14 protein-coding genes are annotated in these 17261 nt (G+C 43.0%); 9 read left to right on the plus strand and 5 right to left on the minus strand.

The annotated features are described in order from the left end of the window. Window positions 1-31: 31 nt before the first annotated feature. Window positions 32-2299: a hypothetical protein gene (locus J7529_RS14355; protein ID WP_318729531.1), complete on the plus strand. Its 2268-nt coding sequence runs from the start codon at window positions 32-34 to the stop codon at window positions 2297-2299. A gap of 250 nt (window positions 2300-2549) precedes the next feature. On the opposite strand, the gene recJ is transcribed toward J7529_RS14355, so the two are convergent. Both recJ and thrS read right to left on the minus strand, forming a co-directional pair. Further along, a complete protein-coding gene (recJ, locus tag J7529_RS14360; RefSeq protein ID WP_318729532.1) occupies window positions 2550-4865 on the minus strand; it encodes a single-stranded-DNA-specific exonuclease RecJ in 2316 nt (771 codons plus the stop codon). Between the two features lie 292 nt (window positions 4866-5157). Next, window positions 5158-6981 carry a threonine--tRNA ligase gene (gene thrS / locus J7529_RS14365; protein ID WP_318729533.1) on the minus strand — a complete coding sequence of 608 codons (1824 nt, stop codon included), beginning with the start codon at window positions 6979-6981 and terminating at the stop codon, window positions 5158-5160. 345 nt (window positions 6982-7326) lie between these two features. Between thrS and J7529_RS14370 the strand changes: the two genes are divergently transcribed. Next, window positions 7327-7647 (plus strand): DUF2973 domain-containing protein, encoded by a 321-nt coding sequence (locus J7529_RS14370; RefSeq protein WP_318729534.1) that lies wholly within the window; start codon window positions 7327-7329, stop codon window positions 7645-7647. Between the two features lie 181 nt (window positions 7648-7828). Here the strand turns inward: J7529_RS14370 and J7529_RS14375 are convergent, their stop codons facing one another. Next, entirely contained in the window at window positions 7829-8608 is a 780-nt protein-coding gene (locus tag J7529_RS14375; RefSeq protein ID WP_318729535.1) for a hypothetical protein, read from the minus strand. Between the two features lie 529 nt (window positions 8609-9137). On the opposite strand from J7529_RS14375, the gene J7529_RS14380 reads away from it, so the two are divergent. Further along, window positions 9138-10760 carry an NAD(P)H-quinone oxidoreductase subunit 4 gene (locus J7529_RS14380; RefSeq protein ID WP_318729536.1) on the plus strand — a complete coding sequence of 541 codons (1623 nt, stop codon included), beginning with the start codon at window positions 9138-9140 and terminating at the stop codon, window positions 10758-10760. Here the strand turns inward: J7529_RS14380 and J7529_RS14385 are convergent. Both J7529_RS14385 and J7529_RS14390 read right to left on the minus strand, forming a co-directional pair. Next, window positions 10757-11446, minus strand: a complete 690-nt coding sequence (locus J7529_RS14385; RefSeq protein ID WP_318729537.1) for a response regulator — start codon at window positions 11444-11446, stop codon at window positions 10757-10759. The genes J7529_RS14380 and J7529_RS14385 overlap by 4 nt on opposite strands. A 295-nt stretch (window positions 11447-11741) precedes the next feature. Then, a complete protein-coding gene (locus J7529_RS14390; protein WP_271943455.1) occupies window positions 11742-12335 on the minus strand; it encodes an RNA polymerase sigma factor in 594 nt (197 codons plus the stop codon). Window positions 12336-13024: 689 nt separating this feature from the next. Here J7529_RS14390 and J7529_RS14395 point away from each other — a divergent pair. From J7529_RS14395 to J7529_RS14420, 6 genes are all read left to right on the plus strand, one after another. Then, on the plus strand, window positions 13025-13309 hold the full coding sequence (locus J7529_RS14395) for a hypothetical protein (RefSeq protein WP_318729538.1): 285 nt from the start codon (window positions 13025-13027) through the stop codon (window positions 13307-13309). Window positions 13310-13313: 4 nt separating this feature from the next. Next, window positions 13314-13772, plus strand: coding sequence for a hypothetical protein (locus J7529_RS14400; RefSeq protein WP_271943450.1), 459 nt, complete (start codon window positions 13314-13316; stop codon window positions 13770-13772). Window positions 13773-13843: 71 nt separating this feature from the next. Beyond that, window positions 13844-15205 (plus strand): C39 family peptidase, encoded by a 1362-nt coding sequence (locus tag J7529_RS14405; RefSeq protein ID WP_318729539.1) that lies wholly within the window; start codon window positions 13844-13846, stop codon window positions 15203-15205. 125 nt (window positions 15206-15330) lie between these two features. Next, window positions 15331-15780, plus strand: coding sequence for a helix-turn-helix domain-containing protein (locus tag J7529_RS14410; RefSeq protein ID WP_318729540.1), 450 nt, complete (start codon window positions 15331-15333; stop codon window positions 15778-15780). A gap of 2 nt (window positions 15781-15782) precedes the next feature. Beyond that, window positions 15783-16592, plus strand: a complete 810-nt coding sequence (locus tag J7529_RS14415) for an RNA polymerase sigma factor (protein ID WP_318729541.1) — start codon at window positions 15783-15785, stop codon at window positions 16590-16592. Next, complete coding sequence (locus J7529_RS14420) at window positions 16559-17254, plus strand: tetratricopeptide repeat protein (RefSeq protein WP_318729542.1); 696 nt, start codon at window positions 16559-16561, stop codon at window positions 17252-17254. The genes J7529_RS14415 and J7529_RS14420 overlap by 34 nt, the downstream gene beginning before the upstream one ends. The last annotated feature ends 7 nt before the right edge of the window (window positions 17255-17261 follow it).

Below are 17261 nucleotides of genomic sequence, written 5' to 3' on the forward strand. Positions count from 1 at the left end.
CTCAAGCATCTGTATCCTGTTTTTGAGATGGATGACGAGTTCGATTCTATTGCCTCATTTTAGCTGTGTCAAGGCACTAGATGCAGGAATTGTGCAACAACCTCAAAATCCGGGTATCGAGATTGAGAAGTCAACCAACGGCGTAGATGCTGATACTCCAGAGGAGGCGGTAGAAATTACTGCTGGTGAGGCGGTGACTTGGACTTATGAAGTGACGAATACGGGTGATGTGTCCTTCGATGAGAGTGAAGTTGTTGTCACTGATGACCAAGAAGGCGCAATTACCAATATTGTTGACCAAGGAGATGGAGATAATATCTTGGCTCCTGGTGAGACCTGGATTTACGAACAGACGGGAGTTGCTCAACAACTAACTGGGTCAGGAGGAGCTGCTTATACCTTTGATTTCGGTGGCTCTAGTGGCTTAGATGGCCCAAATGGTAATGTTCGCACGTTTAATTCTGGTGCTCTCTCTGTTAACGCTAGTGCATTCAGCCGCGATCAGAATGGCAATTGGGATGAAGTCTTTTTGGGTAGTTTCTCTAGTGGTCTGGGAGTCACGGATAACTCAGAAGGTAATGGAGGCAATGGAACGCATCGGGTTGACAATGTAAGTGAAAAGAACTACATCCTATTTGAGTTCTCGGAAGAGGTTGTGGTCGATCGCGCTTTCATGAATTCTGTAATCAACGATAGTGATATCACTTATTGGGTGGGAACTCAGGATAATGCGTTCAATAATCACAATGTCCTCAGTGATAACTTCTTGAGCAATCTGGCATTTACAGAAGATAATTACACCAATAGTTCAAGTTCACGGTGGGCAGATATTAATGCTGGTGAGGTAAGTGGCAATGTTCTGGTTATTGCTGCTGCCACCTCTGACCCAACTCCGGAAGATCGCTTTAAGCTCGACAAGCTTGATGTGCAGACCGTAGGGGAGAGTGGCATTTACCAGAATATTGGTACTGTTGTTGCTGATGGTGTGGAAGATTCCGATCCGAGCCACTATGTTAATGGTGAGCCTGAACCTCAAAATCCGGGTATCAAGATTGAGAAGTCTACCAATGGAGTTGATGCTGACACTCTAGCCGAATCGGTTGAAATTGCTGCTGGTGAGACGGTAACTTGGACTTATGAAGTGACGAATACGGGTGATGTCTCTTTTGATAAAGCTGAGATTGAGGTAACTGATGACCAAGAAGGTACCATTAGCAATATCTCTGATCAAGGAGATGGAGATATCTCGCTTTTGAATAGCAGTATCTTGAACAGCTTCACCAAGGAAAATAACTATGGTGGTTCCTCTCATCGCTGGGCTGACATTAATGCTAATCAGTTAACGGGTAACACCTTGGTGATTGCTGCCCATAACGATCAAAGTGACGATTCCTTCAAGTTGGAAAAACTGGATATTTCTGTACCTGGTGACACAACGGTTGGTAATTATGTCAATATCGGGACGGTAACTGCGGGTTCTGTTAGCGATCAAGACCAGAGTAGTTACACCAATCCGGCTAGTACTGAACCTGAACCTCAACCTGAGCCTGAACCGAGTCAACATTCCTTGCTGTTCAGTCTCAAGCATCACGACACCCTAGATGGAATTAGTGTTGATTCAGCGGACATTATTGAATATAACCCAGGTGACCAGAGCTTCAGTAAATTCTTTGATGGTTCGGATGTGGGACTTTGGTATTCTACGATTGATGCTTTTGAGGCGATCAGCGATAATGAAATTCTACTATCCTTCGAGTCTGCTCAATATATCGATGGCATCTATGTAGACGATTCGGACCTCGTTAAATTCACAGCTTCATCCCTTGGAAACCACACCAGCGGTTCTTTCTCGTTATACTTCGATGGTTCAGATGTTGGCTTAACTGAACATGGCGAAGATATTGATGGTTTGAGTGTTGACCCAGTTACAGGGGATCTTCTCATTTCCACCAAGGGAAATGTTCATGTATCAGGAATTGACCGTAACGATGAAGATATCCTGCGTTTCAATCCTCATAGCTTAGGTTGGCACACCCGTGGAACTTGGTCGGTTGAATTTGATGGCAGTGATGTAGGGCTTAATAGCCATGATGAAGACCTGGATGCGATCGCCATTAAGCAAGAGCAATTGCTTCTGTCTACCAAAGGGAACTTCCATGTATCGGGTGCATCAGGTACGAATGAGGATATATTTGGCTTTAATCCGAATAGCCTTGGAATTCAAACCTCCGGTACATTTGAACCGTTCTTCAATGAGTTGAATGGCAATAATATCTCTGGTGTTGATCTCCTTGCATAGACTGTTTAGACCCTGACTCGAGCCAATTGAGCGGTTATGTAGCAGTGAATCAGTGGGTTAGGACAGTTAGGCTAGTGTTTAAGGCAATAGGCACGAATAGCAACACAAAATGTCCTAATCCCTCCTTTCACTGCTAGAAGCCATTTGAGGTCTTTTGCATGATAGGAAAATACAAGGAGCAGTCTATTCCAAAGCCAATGACCTAGTCAATCATGAAGCTTCCTTGTCACCCCTTAAGCTTTCCTATTATCTAGCGCAAAGCACTTGAGGTTCCCTGTTGCAGGGTTTCGAGGGAGATTTGGGCAAAATATTGGCGGCGAAACTGTTCTTCTTGCACAGCAGAGAGAAAGGTATAGATGAGGCTAACATCAGAGAACTTAGTTCTAGAATTGTAGCTCATATTTAAGCATTGTTCTTGTCGAGTAATACTAAACCCAATCTGAGATAAAGCATTTAATCCCAACTGCAAAGCTCTTTCCGTTACTTGAAGCCGATCTTGCAGAAAATTGAGAGATATGGACTCTTGAGTCCGACTTAAATATTTGGCAATACCGACTAACTTTTTCCAGACTTCAAGGGGGTTATGGGGCGTAAAAGAGTCATAGGCGATCGCGACCGGTTTTTGCTGTTGATTGGCTTGCTCTAACCATCCCTCAATTTCTTGCCAACTGACTGGATTTTCAGTAATTACCCAAGGATCAGACTCAGTAATCTTTTCCGGTTCATCAAGTTTCTGGGTACGCCAATCTAGAATCGGTGTTGATTCAGGGTTAGCTGTGGATAATGGCTCTTGTTTGGCGGGAACTAAATCAATGATGCGCACATGATATTTCTGATAGTCATTAAAATCCAACTCAACCACCACATGAGATTCACCAGGAGGAATATCTTCTTGATAATGTCCCCACCACAATCCCGGAATTCCCTGATTGCTGCTGGAGTCAGTTAAAATAAACTGGGTTTTAATATATTTAATCTTATTGCCTTTATTGTCTTTAATATTGGCATTAAACGTATTGGTAAACCGACAATTCTTAAGCAAAATGCGCGGTACGGGATTGCCCATGCCACAGGGTTCTAGAAATTTGAGTTCTTGAAAGAGTTCCTTGCCTAGATCGGCAACCGTTAATTCGAGGTTAATATCGAGAATGGGGGAGCGATCGCCAGATGCTAAGGTACGATTGAGTTCTTGATTAATGCCTTCCGTAAATAGAGGTAAATTTTCTAGGGGTAAGCTTAAACCGGCGGCGAAGGGATGACCGCCAAATCGATGCAGCAAATGGGATTGACTATTGACTAATTGATACAGGTCAATCTGGGCGACAGAACGAGCCGATCCTTGGGCAAATTTAGACCCAGCTTCACTACTTAATAAAATCGTCGGTTTATGGTATTCTTGGGCAATTTGAGAGGCGACTAAACCGAGTACACCAGCCGGCCATTCAGGTTTGTGTAGGACAATGGCTTGAGTTGTCGATAGATCTAATTTCGAGACTTCAAAGATGGCATCTTGAACAACACTCTGCTGAATTTCTTTGCGTCGAGTATTCGCCAGTTCAGCAGATTCGGCTAACTGATGGCAGGTTTTTAAGTCTCGATTGGTCAGCAATTCAACGCAAAAACTGGCATCACCATAAATGCGACTGACGGCGTTAATTCTAGGCCCAATACCAAAAGAAATATCCGTGGGGCGATCGCCCGTTTTTTTGCACAAGTCCAATAAACGCCCAATTCCAGGACGACGACGGGCTTCAGGAGGACGCAGATAATCGCGCTGTAAGCACTCAATTCCCCGTTGGGCTAAATAGCGACAATCTCCTTTAAGCTGGACTAAATCAGCGATTAATCCGATCGCCACTAAATCAAGCAGCTCATCTAAGGGAGATTGCGGAATATCAGGAAACTGTTGATATAGAGCTTCCACCAATTTATAAGCCACCGCTACCCCAGATAAATGGAACAGGGGATGATCGTCAGCCAGATAGCGGGGGTTAATAATGGCAGTAACAGGAGGACGCAGCACTGGTAAAGTATGATGATCGGTGATCATCACATCAATGCCTAAACGTTGCGCTAATTCCACTTCCACTAAATTCGTACTTCCCGTATCGCAAGTGACAATCAGTTGGGTTCCTTGCTCTGCCAAGCGTTCGATTCCAGGAGCATTTAAGCCATGGGATTCAGTTAAGCGATTCGGAATATAATAGTCTAAGTTTGCCGCCGCGAAAAATTGCCCCAAGCCGTCGAGTAAAACAGCAGTAGAAGTCACTCCATCTGCATCAAAATCTCCCCAAATAGTAACGTTTTCTCCCTGAATTCTTGCTTGTTCTAACCGCGCAACGGCTTGTTGCATTTCTTCGCCAAATTCAAACGGGCTAGTCGGGATATACTGCCCAGCAGAGAGGAAATGAGCTAAAGTCTCACGGTTTTGAATTCCCCGTTGCCACAAAATTTGTGCCAAGTGATGACATCGGGAAAGTTGGGGGGTGAACTGGGCAATTTCCTGCACAAACCAGTTGGGAAGCTGAAATTTAGGAGCAAGTTGCCACGTTGCAGTCGGTTTCATAGACATGGGAGGCTTAAAATCAAGATACGCCAGGGATTAACCTATAGCGCAAAGCGCTAGGGAATAGGGAATATAGCAGAGAAAAGGAGAGTTAGGACGTGTTCTATTGCCATTCGTGCCTCTTGCCTATTGCCTCAAACCATAACCTACTATTCTAACTAACGCCTTCTCTGCTATACCCTTTCTTGCTAAGGTTGTCACCCATCAATCTTCGCCAGGCAAGGGACTGGATACCCCTGATTCAGCGCCCTTGAGGATTTCAGTCTATAAACAGAAACAGGGGACAGGGTTTTTAAAAATCGTCTTTAGAGGCGATCGCCTCCACCATCCTCTGAATCACTTCTTTTACGGACATTTCACCCAATTCTCCCTTGGCGCGAGTGCGAATATTGAGGCTCTCAGCTTCCATTTCCTTCGCACCAACAACACTCATAATGGGAACCTTTTCTTTCTCTGCATTGCGAATTTGTTTACCCAACCGCTCTCCACTGCGATCCACTTCCACCCGGATATTGTAACTGAGCATTTGCTCGGCAACCTTTTGGGCAAAGGGGACTTGAGTTTCGCTCACCGGTAACAACCGAATCTGCACCGGAGCTAACCAGAGGGGAAAATCGCCTGCATATTCCTCAATTAAAATTCCCACTAAGCGCTCCAAAGAGCCAAAGGGAGCGCGGTGAATCATCACCGGACGTTCGCGAACCCCTTCCTCCGAAACATAGGTCAGATCGAAGCGTTCTGGTAAATTATAATCCACTTGCACCGTTCCCAACTGCCATTCCCGGTCTAGGGCATCTCGGAAAATAAAATCGAGTTTTGGCCCATAAAAGGCCGCTTCCCCAATGCCTTCAAAATGCTCCATCCCCAAGGTTTCTACTGCACGACGGATAGCATTTTGGGATTTTTCCCAAGCTTCGTCTGAACCAATATATTTATCTAAACTGGGATCGCGAAAACTTAACCTAGCTCTGAAATTGCTTAACCGCAAGGTCTTAAACACAGTTAGAGTTAAATCTACCACATTTAAGAATTCCCGATCCAACTGCTCCGGAGTCACAAATAAGTGCGAGTCATCTTGAGTAAATCCGCGCACCCTGGTCAGTCCGCCCAGTTCTCCCGATTGTTCATAGCGATAAACCGTGCCAAATTCAGCTAATCGAATCGGTAGTTCTCGGTAAGAGTGGAGCTGACTTTTATAGATTTGGATATGGAAGGGGCAGTTCATGGCTTTGAGCACAAAGCCTTCTGCTTCCGATTCTCCCATCATCGGGAACAAGTCATCTTTGTATTTTTGCCAATGACCGGAGGTTTTAAACAGGTCTACTCGCCCAATGTGGGGGGTAACCACTTGTTGATAGCCCCGTTTGAGTTGTTCTTGTTTGAGGAAGTCTTCGAGTAAGCTGCGAACGGTTGCACCTTTCGGTGTCCACAGGGGTAAACCCGGGCCAACTTGATCGGAAAAAATAAATAATCCCAGTTCTTTACCCAGTTTTCGGTGGTCTCGTCTGAGGGCTTCTGCTTTACGTCGTTGATATTCGGCCAGTTGTTCTGGGTTTTCCCAAGCCGTACCATAAATACGCTGAAGCTGGGCTTTGTTGGCATCGCCGCGCCAATAGGCTCCTGCAACACTTTCCAGGGCGATCGCCTTCGGGTTAATGTCTCCTGTATTCTCTACATGGGGCCCAGCGCATAAATCCCACCATTGATCGGCTAAATGATAGATCGTAATCGGTTCCGTTTGGATATCGTCAAGGATTTCCAGTTTGTAGGGTTCTTGCAGTTGTTCGATTCGCGCCTTTGCTTCTTCGCGACTCACCTCTTCCCGAAGTACAGGGAGTTTGCGGTTGATGATCTTGATCATCTCTTTTTTAATCGCCTTCAGGTCTTTTTCCGTAAAGGGTTCTGGACAATCAAAGTCGTAATAAAATCCATTTTCGATCCAAGGCCCAATCGTAACTTGGGCTTTGGGAAAAAGTTTCTGTACCGCCATTGCCATGATGTGGGAGGTCGTATGGCGGATTTTCTTTAAAGTTTCCGATTCACTGGTGCGAGGTAGATGGATTTGAGGCGCTTCTTGTTCCATAGGTTGGGCTAGTTTGGAGTCTTCTGGAGGCATGGGTCTACTAATCTATATCAATTATGTAGGGTTAATGCTCAATGTCAGAGCCATTGGATAATATCTAGAGTCAGGCGTTGATGGAAGCCATTCGCTTTCGCGATTCTTTTGGGAATCGGCCTCCATTTTACGAGAAAATGGCCCTTCTTGAGGGTCAAGAGTCTCACCGTGGAGTGAAACAATCTTAAGTTAAGCTTAAATTTCTAAATGTAAAGAAACGTAACTTACGTTAAGCTTATGATAGAGATGATCGATCAATACTGGATTGATGGTGATACGGGTCGGCCCCTTGCACCTGGATTTAATACCCCTTTTGATTAAAACTCAATTTGGAGATCTGTAATAATGCTACATCTGGTTTATGTCTTTGCGTTCACTACCTTAGCCTTTATCGCTGTTGGTAATTTAATCCGCAACTTGATGGTACTCGGTTCTGAAAGCACTCGCACCTATCCCCCAAAGTTAACGGATATTCCGGTAGAACCCAATCGCATCTCGTCCACTCAGGTTCCCCATCCTGAGTTTTTAGATGACACGGGAACCTTAATCAAAGAACCCTTATTAGTGATGCGATCGATTACGGTAGAAGATGCTCGCGAAAAGTTAGATGCCCTGTATAATTCTTCTCCTGAATCTTCCGCTAAAGACGATCGAGGAGAGGCTTAAAATTCTAGCACTACCTGCTGGTAATCGGCATGGAAGTTGCGATGGTTGAGATAAAATTCTTTATCGACGTAAACATAGGGTTAAGTTCCTGTGGAGCTTTATTGTGACTGAACTTAACCCCAATTCATCTCTGTATCAGTGGACTGAATTAACTCCATTTAGCTTCAATGTTTAACGGGGACTAAGCTAGTCGGAATTGGGGATAAAGCTTGAGTTCATCGGAATTAAAGGTTCTAGCCCAGTTGATCAGCTCTTCGGTAATCTGATAGAAATTCTCAGGTTTGAGCAACAGAGCAATATATTGATCTTTCTGTTTAACCACAATTGCCCGATATTTTTCAGAACAGGTGCTAGCGTAGTGAAATCCATCGAGTTGCAAAGAGGACATCAATAGCGATCGCAGTCCCAAAGCCTGAAACACCGTTTGTACCCAACTGACGTTATCCACTTCATCCGTCACTAAATATTCACGGGGTAAACCACTCAAGTCAAACACTGCTGCACCGACTACTGACGCTAAGTATAGGTCTTGTTTAGACAAATCATGGGACTCAGAGGGTGTAGGCTGAGAATCAGGAGTCATTGGAGACTGGCTTACTTGACATGAATGAGTAGAAAAACACGCTTTGGAAACATTCGGGTATTCATATACCCAATTGCAACTAGAAAGCTCCGCTTCTGTTTTCCCCAATACTATAATCCTTAGTTGTGGATAAAGGTCTTGCAATCGCCAGCAAAAACGCTGAGTTTGATGGGGGATGAAAAGAATATCTAAAATCAGCAGATCGGGCGCTTGCTGCCGCACACTGTGTAATAACTCTTGGGTATTACGGCAAATCTGGGTATGTCCTTCTTGGCGATCAATGAATTGACTGACACAAGTTTTTGCAAACCGAGTTGAAGCCAAGATAATATTTAGGGTTTGCTGTTCAAAAGTTGGAGTGATGAGAGATAGTTGCATATTTTCTCCTGTTCAGTTGATTTAAACGAATTAAGCTGGTTTTATTAAATGGATCTTCCTTAAAAAAAATAGACGGATTCCTACTAGGGGTCGCTTTTTTGACTATGTTTAACCGTAATCCTTAATTAAATTATATAGCGCTTTGGGCTAAGGGGATGTAAAAGACAATAGGCAATAGCTCATAGGGAAAAACCGGATATAGCCTGTAATACGACTAACATTAACTCTCCCTTCACTGTAATCATTTCGGGCTATACAACATTCGTGCTGTTATGAAATCCAGTAGATCTCTTCCATAAGTGAGCAGAAAATGAATTGCAATGCAGTAACTGTAAATTGTTATCCTTATTGCCTATTATCTTGTGCCTAGTGTCTTTTGCCTAACTCGGTTCAGGTTCCAGGGGTGAGCCACAATCCATAGACTATTATCTATGGATATGTCCGATAAATATAAGGCAATTCATTGTTTACAAATATTAACTAAAGTACATACAATGAAAGAGCAGGTAATGAGTATTTATTCTCAATCATGTTTGGCAATTCATTTCCTTGGTTAAGTGCAATCATAATTTTTCCCCTTGTGGCGGCTCTAGCCATTCCCCTAATTGGCGATCGCCAGATCAAGCTCGTTCGTTGGTATGCCCTAGGCGTAGGTTTAGTAGACCTCGTAATGACGCTCTACGCGTTCGGCTCCCACTATAACTTTCAACAATCCACCATTCAACTGACCGAAACCTATCCCTGGATACCCCAGCTCGGCCTCAACTGGTCTTTAGCTGTAGATGGCTTGTCCATGCCCCTGATCGCTCTGAGTGCCCTAGTCACTACCGTGGCGATCGCCGCATCCTGGAACGTCAACCACCGCCCCAGACTGTTCTTCAGCCTACTGCTGATCATGTACAGTGCCCAAATTGCGGTATTTGCAGCTCAAGATCTACTTTTATTCTTCCTGACCTGGGAGCTAGAACTCGTCCCCGTCTACCTTCTGATCTCCATCTGGGGTGGACAAAAGCGCCTCTACGCTGCCACTAAATTTATTCTCTATACTGCTTTAGCCTCCATTTTCATCCTGGTTGCGGCCTTAGCAATGGCCTTCTACGGCGACACCGTGACCTTTGATATGACCGCTTTAGCGAACAAACACTATCCCAGAGCCTTCGAGCTACTCGCCTACGCTGCCTTCATCATCGGTTTCGGCGTTAAACTACCTATCTTCCCTCTACACACTTGGCTTCCTGATGCCCACTCCCAAGCCTCCGCTCCTGTCTCCATGATTCTGGCTGGAGTGCTGCTGAAAATGGGAGGTTACGGCATCATCCGTCTAAACTTGGAAGCTCTACCCCATGCCCACGCTTACTTTGCTCCCGTCCTGGTTATCCTGGGAATTGTTAACATTGTTTACGGTGCATTTAATGCCTTTGCTCAAGGCGACCTCAAGCGCCGCCTAGCTTGTTCTTCTATCTCTCACATGGGCTTTGTTCTCATCGGTATTGCCTCCTTCGACGAACTGGGCTTAAACGGAGCCATGCTACAAATGCTCTCCCACGGGCTAATTGCAGCCGCTCTATTCTTCCTGGCTGGAGTAACCTACGAACGCACTCATACATTAGCTTTGGCAAAAATGAGCGGACTGGCTCAAACGATGCCCAAACTGTTCGCCCTATTCACTGCTGCATCCATGGCTTCCTTGGCTCTTCCAGGAATGAGTGGATTTGTGGGAGAACTGAGTGTCTTCCTGGGTGTCACCACCAGTGATGTTTATTCCTCTGGCTTCAAAGTGGTTGTCATTGGTTTAGCTGCTGTGGGTTTAATTCTGACTCCTATCTATCTGCTCTCCATGATGCGCGATATCTTCTACGGTGAAGAAACAGGGGTTGTCGTTGATGACTGGATGGATGCGAAACCTCGCGAAGTGGCGATCGCCTTCTGCCTCCTACTCCCCATCATCGGTATCGGTCTCTATCCTAAAATCGCCACCCAAACCTACGACATTAAAACCACGGCGATCGCCGAAGAAACCCGCGAAGTTCTCACCGTGGTTGCTCAAGAGCGCTCGCGCTTGTACTCTGGAAACTTCTATATTCCCAATGTTCCTGCGGCTAAAGCGCCTCCTCTGTTAGGCATTATGGAAAACATCTCCGGTTCTGCCTAAGCGACATTACTCGAACAGTGGTACTTAGATTCCCAATCTCGACAACAGTCCGATTTAGGACCATGAGGGTGAATCGCACAAACCAATAAATTGCCACCGGGACTCCCGCCATAGTAGTAGCGACAAGCGTCACAATGGCGGGATTTTTCGACTTCTCCCAAGGCTACAGCCTTGAGTTTTCCCGCTAGATCATGGTTCGGTTCGAGGGCTAAGGCCTTTTCAAAGGCTTGCACTGCCCATTCTTGATTCTCAAAATCCTGCAACCACATTAACCCCGCTTCAGTCCAATCATCGGCTGGGGTAGGATGAAAACAGGATTTTCCTTGTTTTAGGAGTTTGCTAATCAAGGTTTCTACCAGTTCCGGAGGTTGGAACGGTTTGGCAATATAACCATCGGCAATAGTGAGTGCTCGCACTCGATCGAGTTCATCATTTTTGACGCTGCAAAAAATAACCGGAATATGGCGAGTTTTGGGGTCTCGTTTCAGAGCTAAACAGAGTTGATAGCCATTGAGATGGGGAGAGATAATATCGGCAACCACCACATCAGGCAAATGCTGGCGGATTTGGCTTAATGCATCAAGTCCATCTCCAGCTTCTAAAATCTCAAAACCAACCGATCGCAGTAATTGGGCGATCGCTGCTCTTTGGGCGCTGCTATCCTCAAAAACAAATACGGTACTCATAAAAGGGGTTTATCCGTTGATTTAAGGGTGTTCCAATGGGTTTAAAATACCCCACTTGGATGACAAACCCATCAACCTCAATCGAAAGTCCGCAGCTCTACGGTTGACAAGATACATGAAACCTGATAAGAATCATCAATGAATGGCAATATGAAAGAGAAATAGTATTATTCATTGGAGTGGTCATTGCAATCAGAATGAAGCAATCACTAGGATGAGCGAAGTTGTCGAGCTTGCTTCATTCCACTGCTTTCCATTTGCAATGACCTCTTCTAACTGGTGGATCTTCTATCGATCAATCGAGAAAATAACCTCTCAATTCTGCCTTCAAGATCGAGCGTGCCTGAGAAATACGTTTGCGGACATTCGCATAGGAAATATTTTGTTCCTCTGCAATCTCCTGATAAGACATTTCAGCATAGTAATGCAAGATAAAAGTGTGATGAATCCGAGGAGGCAACTTTGCAATTGCACCTTCGATAACTTTCATTTCTTCATCTTTTTCAAGATGAATTTTAATATCTTGTTGAATTGGGTATAGCATCTTCGTTTCTACACCACTATACCAGTATGATAGCTTGCCTTGTATCCGGTTGTTTTTGCGCTGGATATCAATACATAAATGATATGTCAGCTTGTATAACCAAGCCTTAAAGTTATAGAAATTACCAGTATGATTTGCAGTCTTTTCCCAAGCTTTAAGCATAGATTGGGAGAGTAAATCTTCAGCATCCATAACATTACCCCTCATCCATTTGAGGCAACAAAAATACAGATAAGATTGATGTTTCTGCCATTGATTCCAAAACTCTATTTCTGTATCTACAGAGTGATTTGATTGCGAAAATTTTTCAGCCCAGTTAACGGCTAAATCCTGTGGTGTCTTCATGATTTATACCAAAAGCAACTTCATGTAATCAATGGATGCGATCCCACTGAATTGGAGAATTTTTTTTTGAATGTAGTAGTTAATTATTCAGTGCTTGATCAACACCATTTCGTCGATCCTTAAAAAATCATACCAAAAAATAATTGTTACAAGTATTACAATAATTTATACATATTTTATAACGTTCATTGGTTTAGAAGGGAGATATAGAAACATATAAGTTTTTAAAATGTTTATCAGGAAATCATAAATAAAATACTGTAGATTTCGTTGTTATGAGGTGCAATAAAATCCTGAAATATGTAGAAAAATAATACCTTTTATCAGAACGAAATATCAAGACTTGCAAATAGTATCGGAACATTATTTGAGTTTTGTTAGTAGATTGAGTGTTGTACTTCATAACAGAAAAAAATATTGAATTTCACAAATATATCTAGAATATCGTCTTGTAAGAATGAGCAATAGAATTTATGGAGTATCTCATAGGAGGAGAAAAAAGATTTCACAAATTAGGCTAAAGTATCGTCTTTATAAATAGCAATGCAATTTCCGAGTGATCAATCAAAAAACGTAGATTTTTAAGGTTTTTCCTTAAAAACGGATAATTCATGGCATCTCAGGATTAGCAAATATTGAAAAATATTAATTCTATGAAAAATCTAAAAAAATGGATCAAGAGTAGTCGAATGAGCACAACTTGGTATATGGTTCTCACAACCTATTTACTTTTATTTACCTTGATTGGATATACAACCTTCTTTTATAATAATGATTTCACGACTAGCCCTGAAAATTTCGAGAAAATAGTTAAAGATTATGGTAATAATGAAAAGCAAAAGCTGGTAAAAAGATTACTAAAAAGCGATGCTGAATCTTCTCAATTTTCAAATTCCCTAAGCTCCCAGTCATTTAATCTCCTTTTGGGTGCAATTGTTTCTTTCTTATCTTCAACTTTGATGTCTAAGAGGTAAAAAAGTGATCTCGGAAAACCAATCTAACGAGCCATCTACTCGTCCACCAACCGATACAGAACATGAAGATGAATATTCTAATAACCTAATCAACGAAGTCAAAACAAAGGCAGCAATAGATCCAAATATAGTTGGCCAACCGATTTGGTATATCATTCTATCTATTTATGCATTTTTGTTGACTTCCACTGGATTTGTAACATTTTTTCAGAACAATAACTTTTCCTCTCGGAATGAACATATTGAACAATTGAATCAGATCGAGACAAGTGAAGAATTACAGATATATGAGGAGATGATACTGGCCGAAGTGCAAAATATAAAAGAGGTCAACAATATAGCTAATCAAGCATTTAATGTTGTTCTCGGATCATTGTTAGGATTTTTGTCGGGAACGTTGACGACCTTAGATGCTGATGAAGAGCTTGATTCTTCTAGATCTATAAATATTCAAAAAGAATAAAACTGCTAGTTATTTTTCACAACTTATAGTATGAATTCGTTTAACTCTTAAGTTATTTGCACGACTCAAAAATGAAAAAAATCACGGCAAAAGTAAATACAAAGCTCAAAAAAAATCCGGCAGCTTCTTCTCACTTAGGCCCAGGACAGATGATCGATGTTCTGGCAGGCAAGTCCTATGGATATGAATGCCTTGAACCATCAGACAATGGATATCTTAAAGTCACCTTAGCCGCTAATTCTGGAACATTTTATGTTTTTGCAAAGCATTGGGAAGGATGGGTTGACAATTCTATTAAAGAGGCTACTGTATCCAGTTCTTATTCTACTTCAAATGGCGATCAAGTCCCGATCAGGAAAGAAGAAGCTGACAGTTTTTTTGGCAATTCTATCTACCTCCAAGAACTTCAAGATCTCAATGATTGCTTGAAGCTTTATCAAATTAATACGCCAGAGCGGATTAATCACTTTCTCAGCCAAGTTGCCCACGAGTCGGGTGGTCTTCAATGGTTAAAAGAACTTGATGATGGCTCATATTTAGAAGGAAGGGGTGATTTAGGGAATGTTCAGCCAGGAGATGGGCCAAAATATAAAGGTGCTGGTGTTATCCAATTAACGGGACGGAGTAACTATCAAGCTTTTTCTGATGCCATCGGCGATGCCAAAGTTATGGAGGGTTGTGATTATGTAGCTCAGACTTATCCATTTACCAGTGCTGGTTTTTGGTGGCACAATAACCGTATGAATGAATTGTGCGATCGCGGCGCAACAGTTGAAGAAATTACACGGGTTGTTAATGGGGGCTACAATGGTTTAGAAGATCGAAAAAACTACTATCAAAAAGCTAAGAAGATTTTCTCGGATTTAAAAGTCATCTCTACCCATTCTTCAGTCGGCTCTAAAAAAATCTCACTGGATGTTCCTTGGTTCCCTCAAACGGATAACTATCGAGATGCTCAACGGACCTGTAATTCTTCTTCCTGTGCCATGTGCTTAGAATATTTTCGGCCAGGAACTTTACCTGGGAAAAATGGAGATGATATCTATATCAAAGTTGTTTTTGAATATGGAGATACCACTGATCACACAGTTCAAGAGCAAGCTTTGTCCAGTTTCGGTCTCTCTAGCACTTGGAATACCAATCTAGATTTTGATGATGTGTATCGAGAACTCGCAGCTAGCCGTCCAATGGTACTGGGTATTTTGCATAGAGGGACAACTAAAAATCCTGCGGGTGGAGGACATATGATTGTGGTACGGGGATGCACTGAAAATGGTGATTTTATTGTTAATGATCCTTATGGTTCTCTAAATGATAATTATACCGGCCCAGTTAACAATGGCCATGGTGCTATCTACAGTAAGTATGAAATGGAACATCGCTGGACAGTTGAGGGCCAAGGAAGTGGTTGGGGCAGATTCTTTCAACCGTAAAAATTGAGTGCAGAAGACTGGAGATCAAGTCCAGTCTTGTTTGATTCTAGACTGTCACATTTATTGTTGTGATGTACAATGCCCAGTATAATACAACAACAAAACCGAATTAAAATTTATCACCAATGAAAGCTTATTCAGTGGATCTACGAGAAAAAATTGTCAAAGCTCACTTGGTAGAAAAAAGCTCAATTAGAGAAGTTGCTGCCAGATTTTCCGTTAGTAGAAGTCTCGTTCAAAAATTGGTCAAGCAACAAAAAACAGAAGGAAATGTAGATCCCAAACCCAGAGGAAAACCCCAATTCAGTTATCTCAGCAATGCTGAGGCTCAAGAACAAGTCAAAGATCTAGTTGCAAAACATCAAGATGCTACCTTGGTCGAGCTATGCGAATTATTTACACAGACTACAGGAAATGGGGTGAGTCCTACCGCTATGTGCCGCTGTTTACAAAAATTGGGGTTATCTCGTCGCCAAAGATTGCGTATTACAGCAGCAAAGCGACGACGAAAAGAGTTCAAAACGCAATCGTCAAGCAAAAAAAATCATGCAGTTCAACTCGAACTTGGTTTATAGTAATGCAGAGAAAAAGACTAATTCCCAACACATTTTCTGGGTCTAGAAGTGGAAATAAGGTTCTGGATAGTGTAGAAGAAAAAAAGCTGTTACAGAATCTTTCTGAAGGCGATATGAATGCCTTTTGGCCGCTCTGGCAAAGTCATCAAGAGTATCTTTATTTTCACTGTCTGCGTTGGCTAAACAATGATCGTCATGAAGCAGAAGATGCGCTCAGTTTAGCGATGCTCAAAGCGAGAAAGACATTGCCCGATTACGCCCATAAAATCACGAATCTCCAGGCTTGGTTAACTCGCTTAACTCATAATCTTTGTATAGATAAGTATCGACAAGCTCGTCGTAGAGCAATAGGTGTGGAGAATATTGATGAGATCGCAACAATTTCTCTGGACTCTCTTCTCATCAGTTATACTTCTCCAGAATCTACCCTGCTCTCTGAAGAGCTATCCCGGTCAATTGTTCAGGCAATCAATATGCTTCCTGAGCGACTGCGCCAGCTTTTTATTTTGCGTTACTACCACCAGGTTTCCTGTGCTGATATTGCTCAAGATTTGGGCATTTCTCAGGATAATGCGTACAAACGGATTCAGGAGGCTAAGGAGTGTCTTAAGAAACGTTTAAAGCATTATTTATCTGGGCAAAAGTATTCTGTGTTGCATTCTTCCAGAGATGGGGTAAATCATCAGACTTCGGTCGATAAATGTAGTTTGTCTGATGCTTCGAGTGCCAACAGTGTCAAATCTATTAATCCACCCATTAGTTATCATCTTACTGCCACATGCCTCGTCAAAGTGTCTCATCTGTCGCTGTAATTTCTCAGCCTTCGGGAATGGAGACTCCAGTTTATTTAGTTTTGGAGAAAAAGCCCATCCGAATTAACCAGAAACTGAAGACGTTAAGTCAGTATATTGAGAAATATCCATCAGGATGGAAAAAGCGATTAAAATTAGCTAATTTGCTCTATGAAACGGGAAGTTGGCAGCAGGCAATTGAGCAATATCGACGGGTTATTGAGCGACAACCTCAAGTGGTTGAGGTGTATTTGAGGTTGGGGAAAATCTTGCAGTTGATGGCACAACCTGTAGAGGCGGCAAGGGTTTACGAGCAGGGATTATCCCATGTTCGCGATAAACCGACGCAAGGGCATATTCGCGGATTGATTGCGGTGTGTAATCAGGATCTGGAGGGGGCAGTGAGGTTCCTCGAGTCAGCCGCTGCTTTGGAGCCGGAAAACCCATCTCACTGGCTGGCACTGGGGCGAGTGCAGATGGAGAGAAACCTTGCTGAGATGGCTTTGCAAGCCTACGATCGCATTTTGGCACGCTATCCTGACGATATTGTAGCGGCGATCGAGCGTTACGATACCCTGATAGCTTTGGGTAATGTCGGGGAAGCACGCTCGCAGTTAAACCAACTCATCGAACTTGCTCCTTATGATGTTCGAGTGCTGCAGCGACAGGACGAACTTCACTAGTCAATAG

Source organism: Roseofilum sp. Guam (assembly GCF_017746735.1).
GTDB lineage: Bacteria > Cyanobacteriota > Cyanobacteriia > Cyanobacteriales > Desertifilaceae > Roseofilum > Roseofilum reptotaenium.

Coding starts and splice junctions, on each gene's coding strand:
- J7529_RS14355 (WP_318729531.1), top strand. CDS start 32: ATGACGAGTTCGATTCTATTGCCTCATTTTAGCTGTGTCAAGGCACTA.
- recJ (WP_318729532.1), bottom strand. CDS start 4,865: ATGAAACCGACTGCAACGTGGCAACTTGCTCCTAAATTTCAGCTTCCC.
- thrS (WP_318729533.1), bottom strand. CDS start 6,981: ATGCCTCCAGAAGACTCCAAACTAGCCCAACCTATGGAACAAGAAGCG.
- J7529_RS14370 (WP_318729534.1), top strand. CDS start 7,327: ATGCTACATCTGGTTTATGTCTTTGCGTTCACTACCTTAGCCTTTATC.
- J7529_RS14375 (WP_318729535.1), bottom strand. CDS start 8,608: ATGCAACTATCTCTCATCACTCCAACTTTTGAACAGCAAACCCTAAAT.
- J7529_RS14380 (WP_318729536.1), top strand. CDS start 9,138: ATGTTTGGCAATTCATTTCCTTGGTTAAGTGCAATCATAATTTTTCCC.
- J7529_RS14385 (WP_318729537.1), bottom strand. CDS start 11,446: ATGAGTACCGTATTTGTTTTTGAGGATAGCAGCGCCCAAAGAGCAGCG.
- J7529_RS14390 (WP_271943455.1), bottom strand. CDS start 12,335: ATGAAGACACCACAGGATTTAGCCGTTAACTGGGCTGAAAAATTTTCG.
- J7529_RS14395 (WP_318729538.1), top strand. CDS start 13,025: ATGAGCACAACTTGGTATATGGTTCTCACAACCTATTTACTTTTATTT.
- J7529_RS14405 (WP_318729539.1), top strand. CDS start 13,844: ATGAAAAAAATCACGGCAAAAGTAAATACAAAGCTCAAAAAAAATCCG.
- J7529_RS14410 (WP_318729540.1), top strand. CDS start 15,331: ATGAAAGCTTATTCAGTGGATCTACGAGAAAAAATTGTCAAAGCTCAC.
- J7529_RS14415 (WP_318729541.1), top strand. CDS start 15,783: ATGCAGAGAAAAAGACTAATTCCCAACACATTTTCTGGGTCTAGAAGT.
- J7529_RS14420 (WP_318729542.1), top strand. CDS start 16,559: ATGCCTCGTCAAAGTGTCTCATCTGTCGCTGTAATTTCTCAGCCTTCG.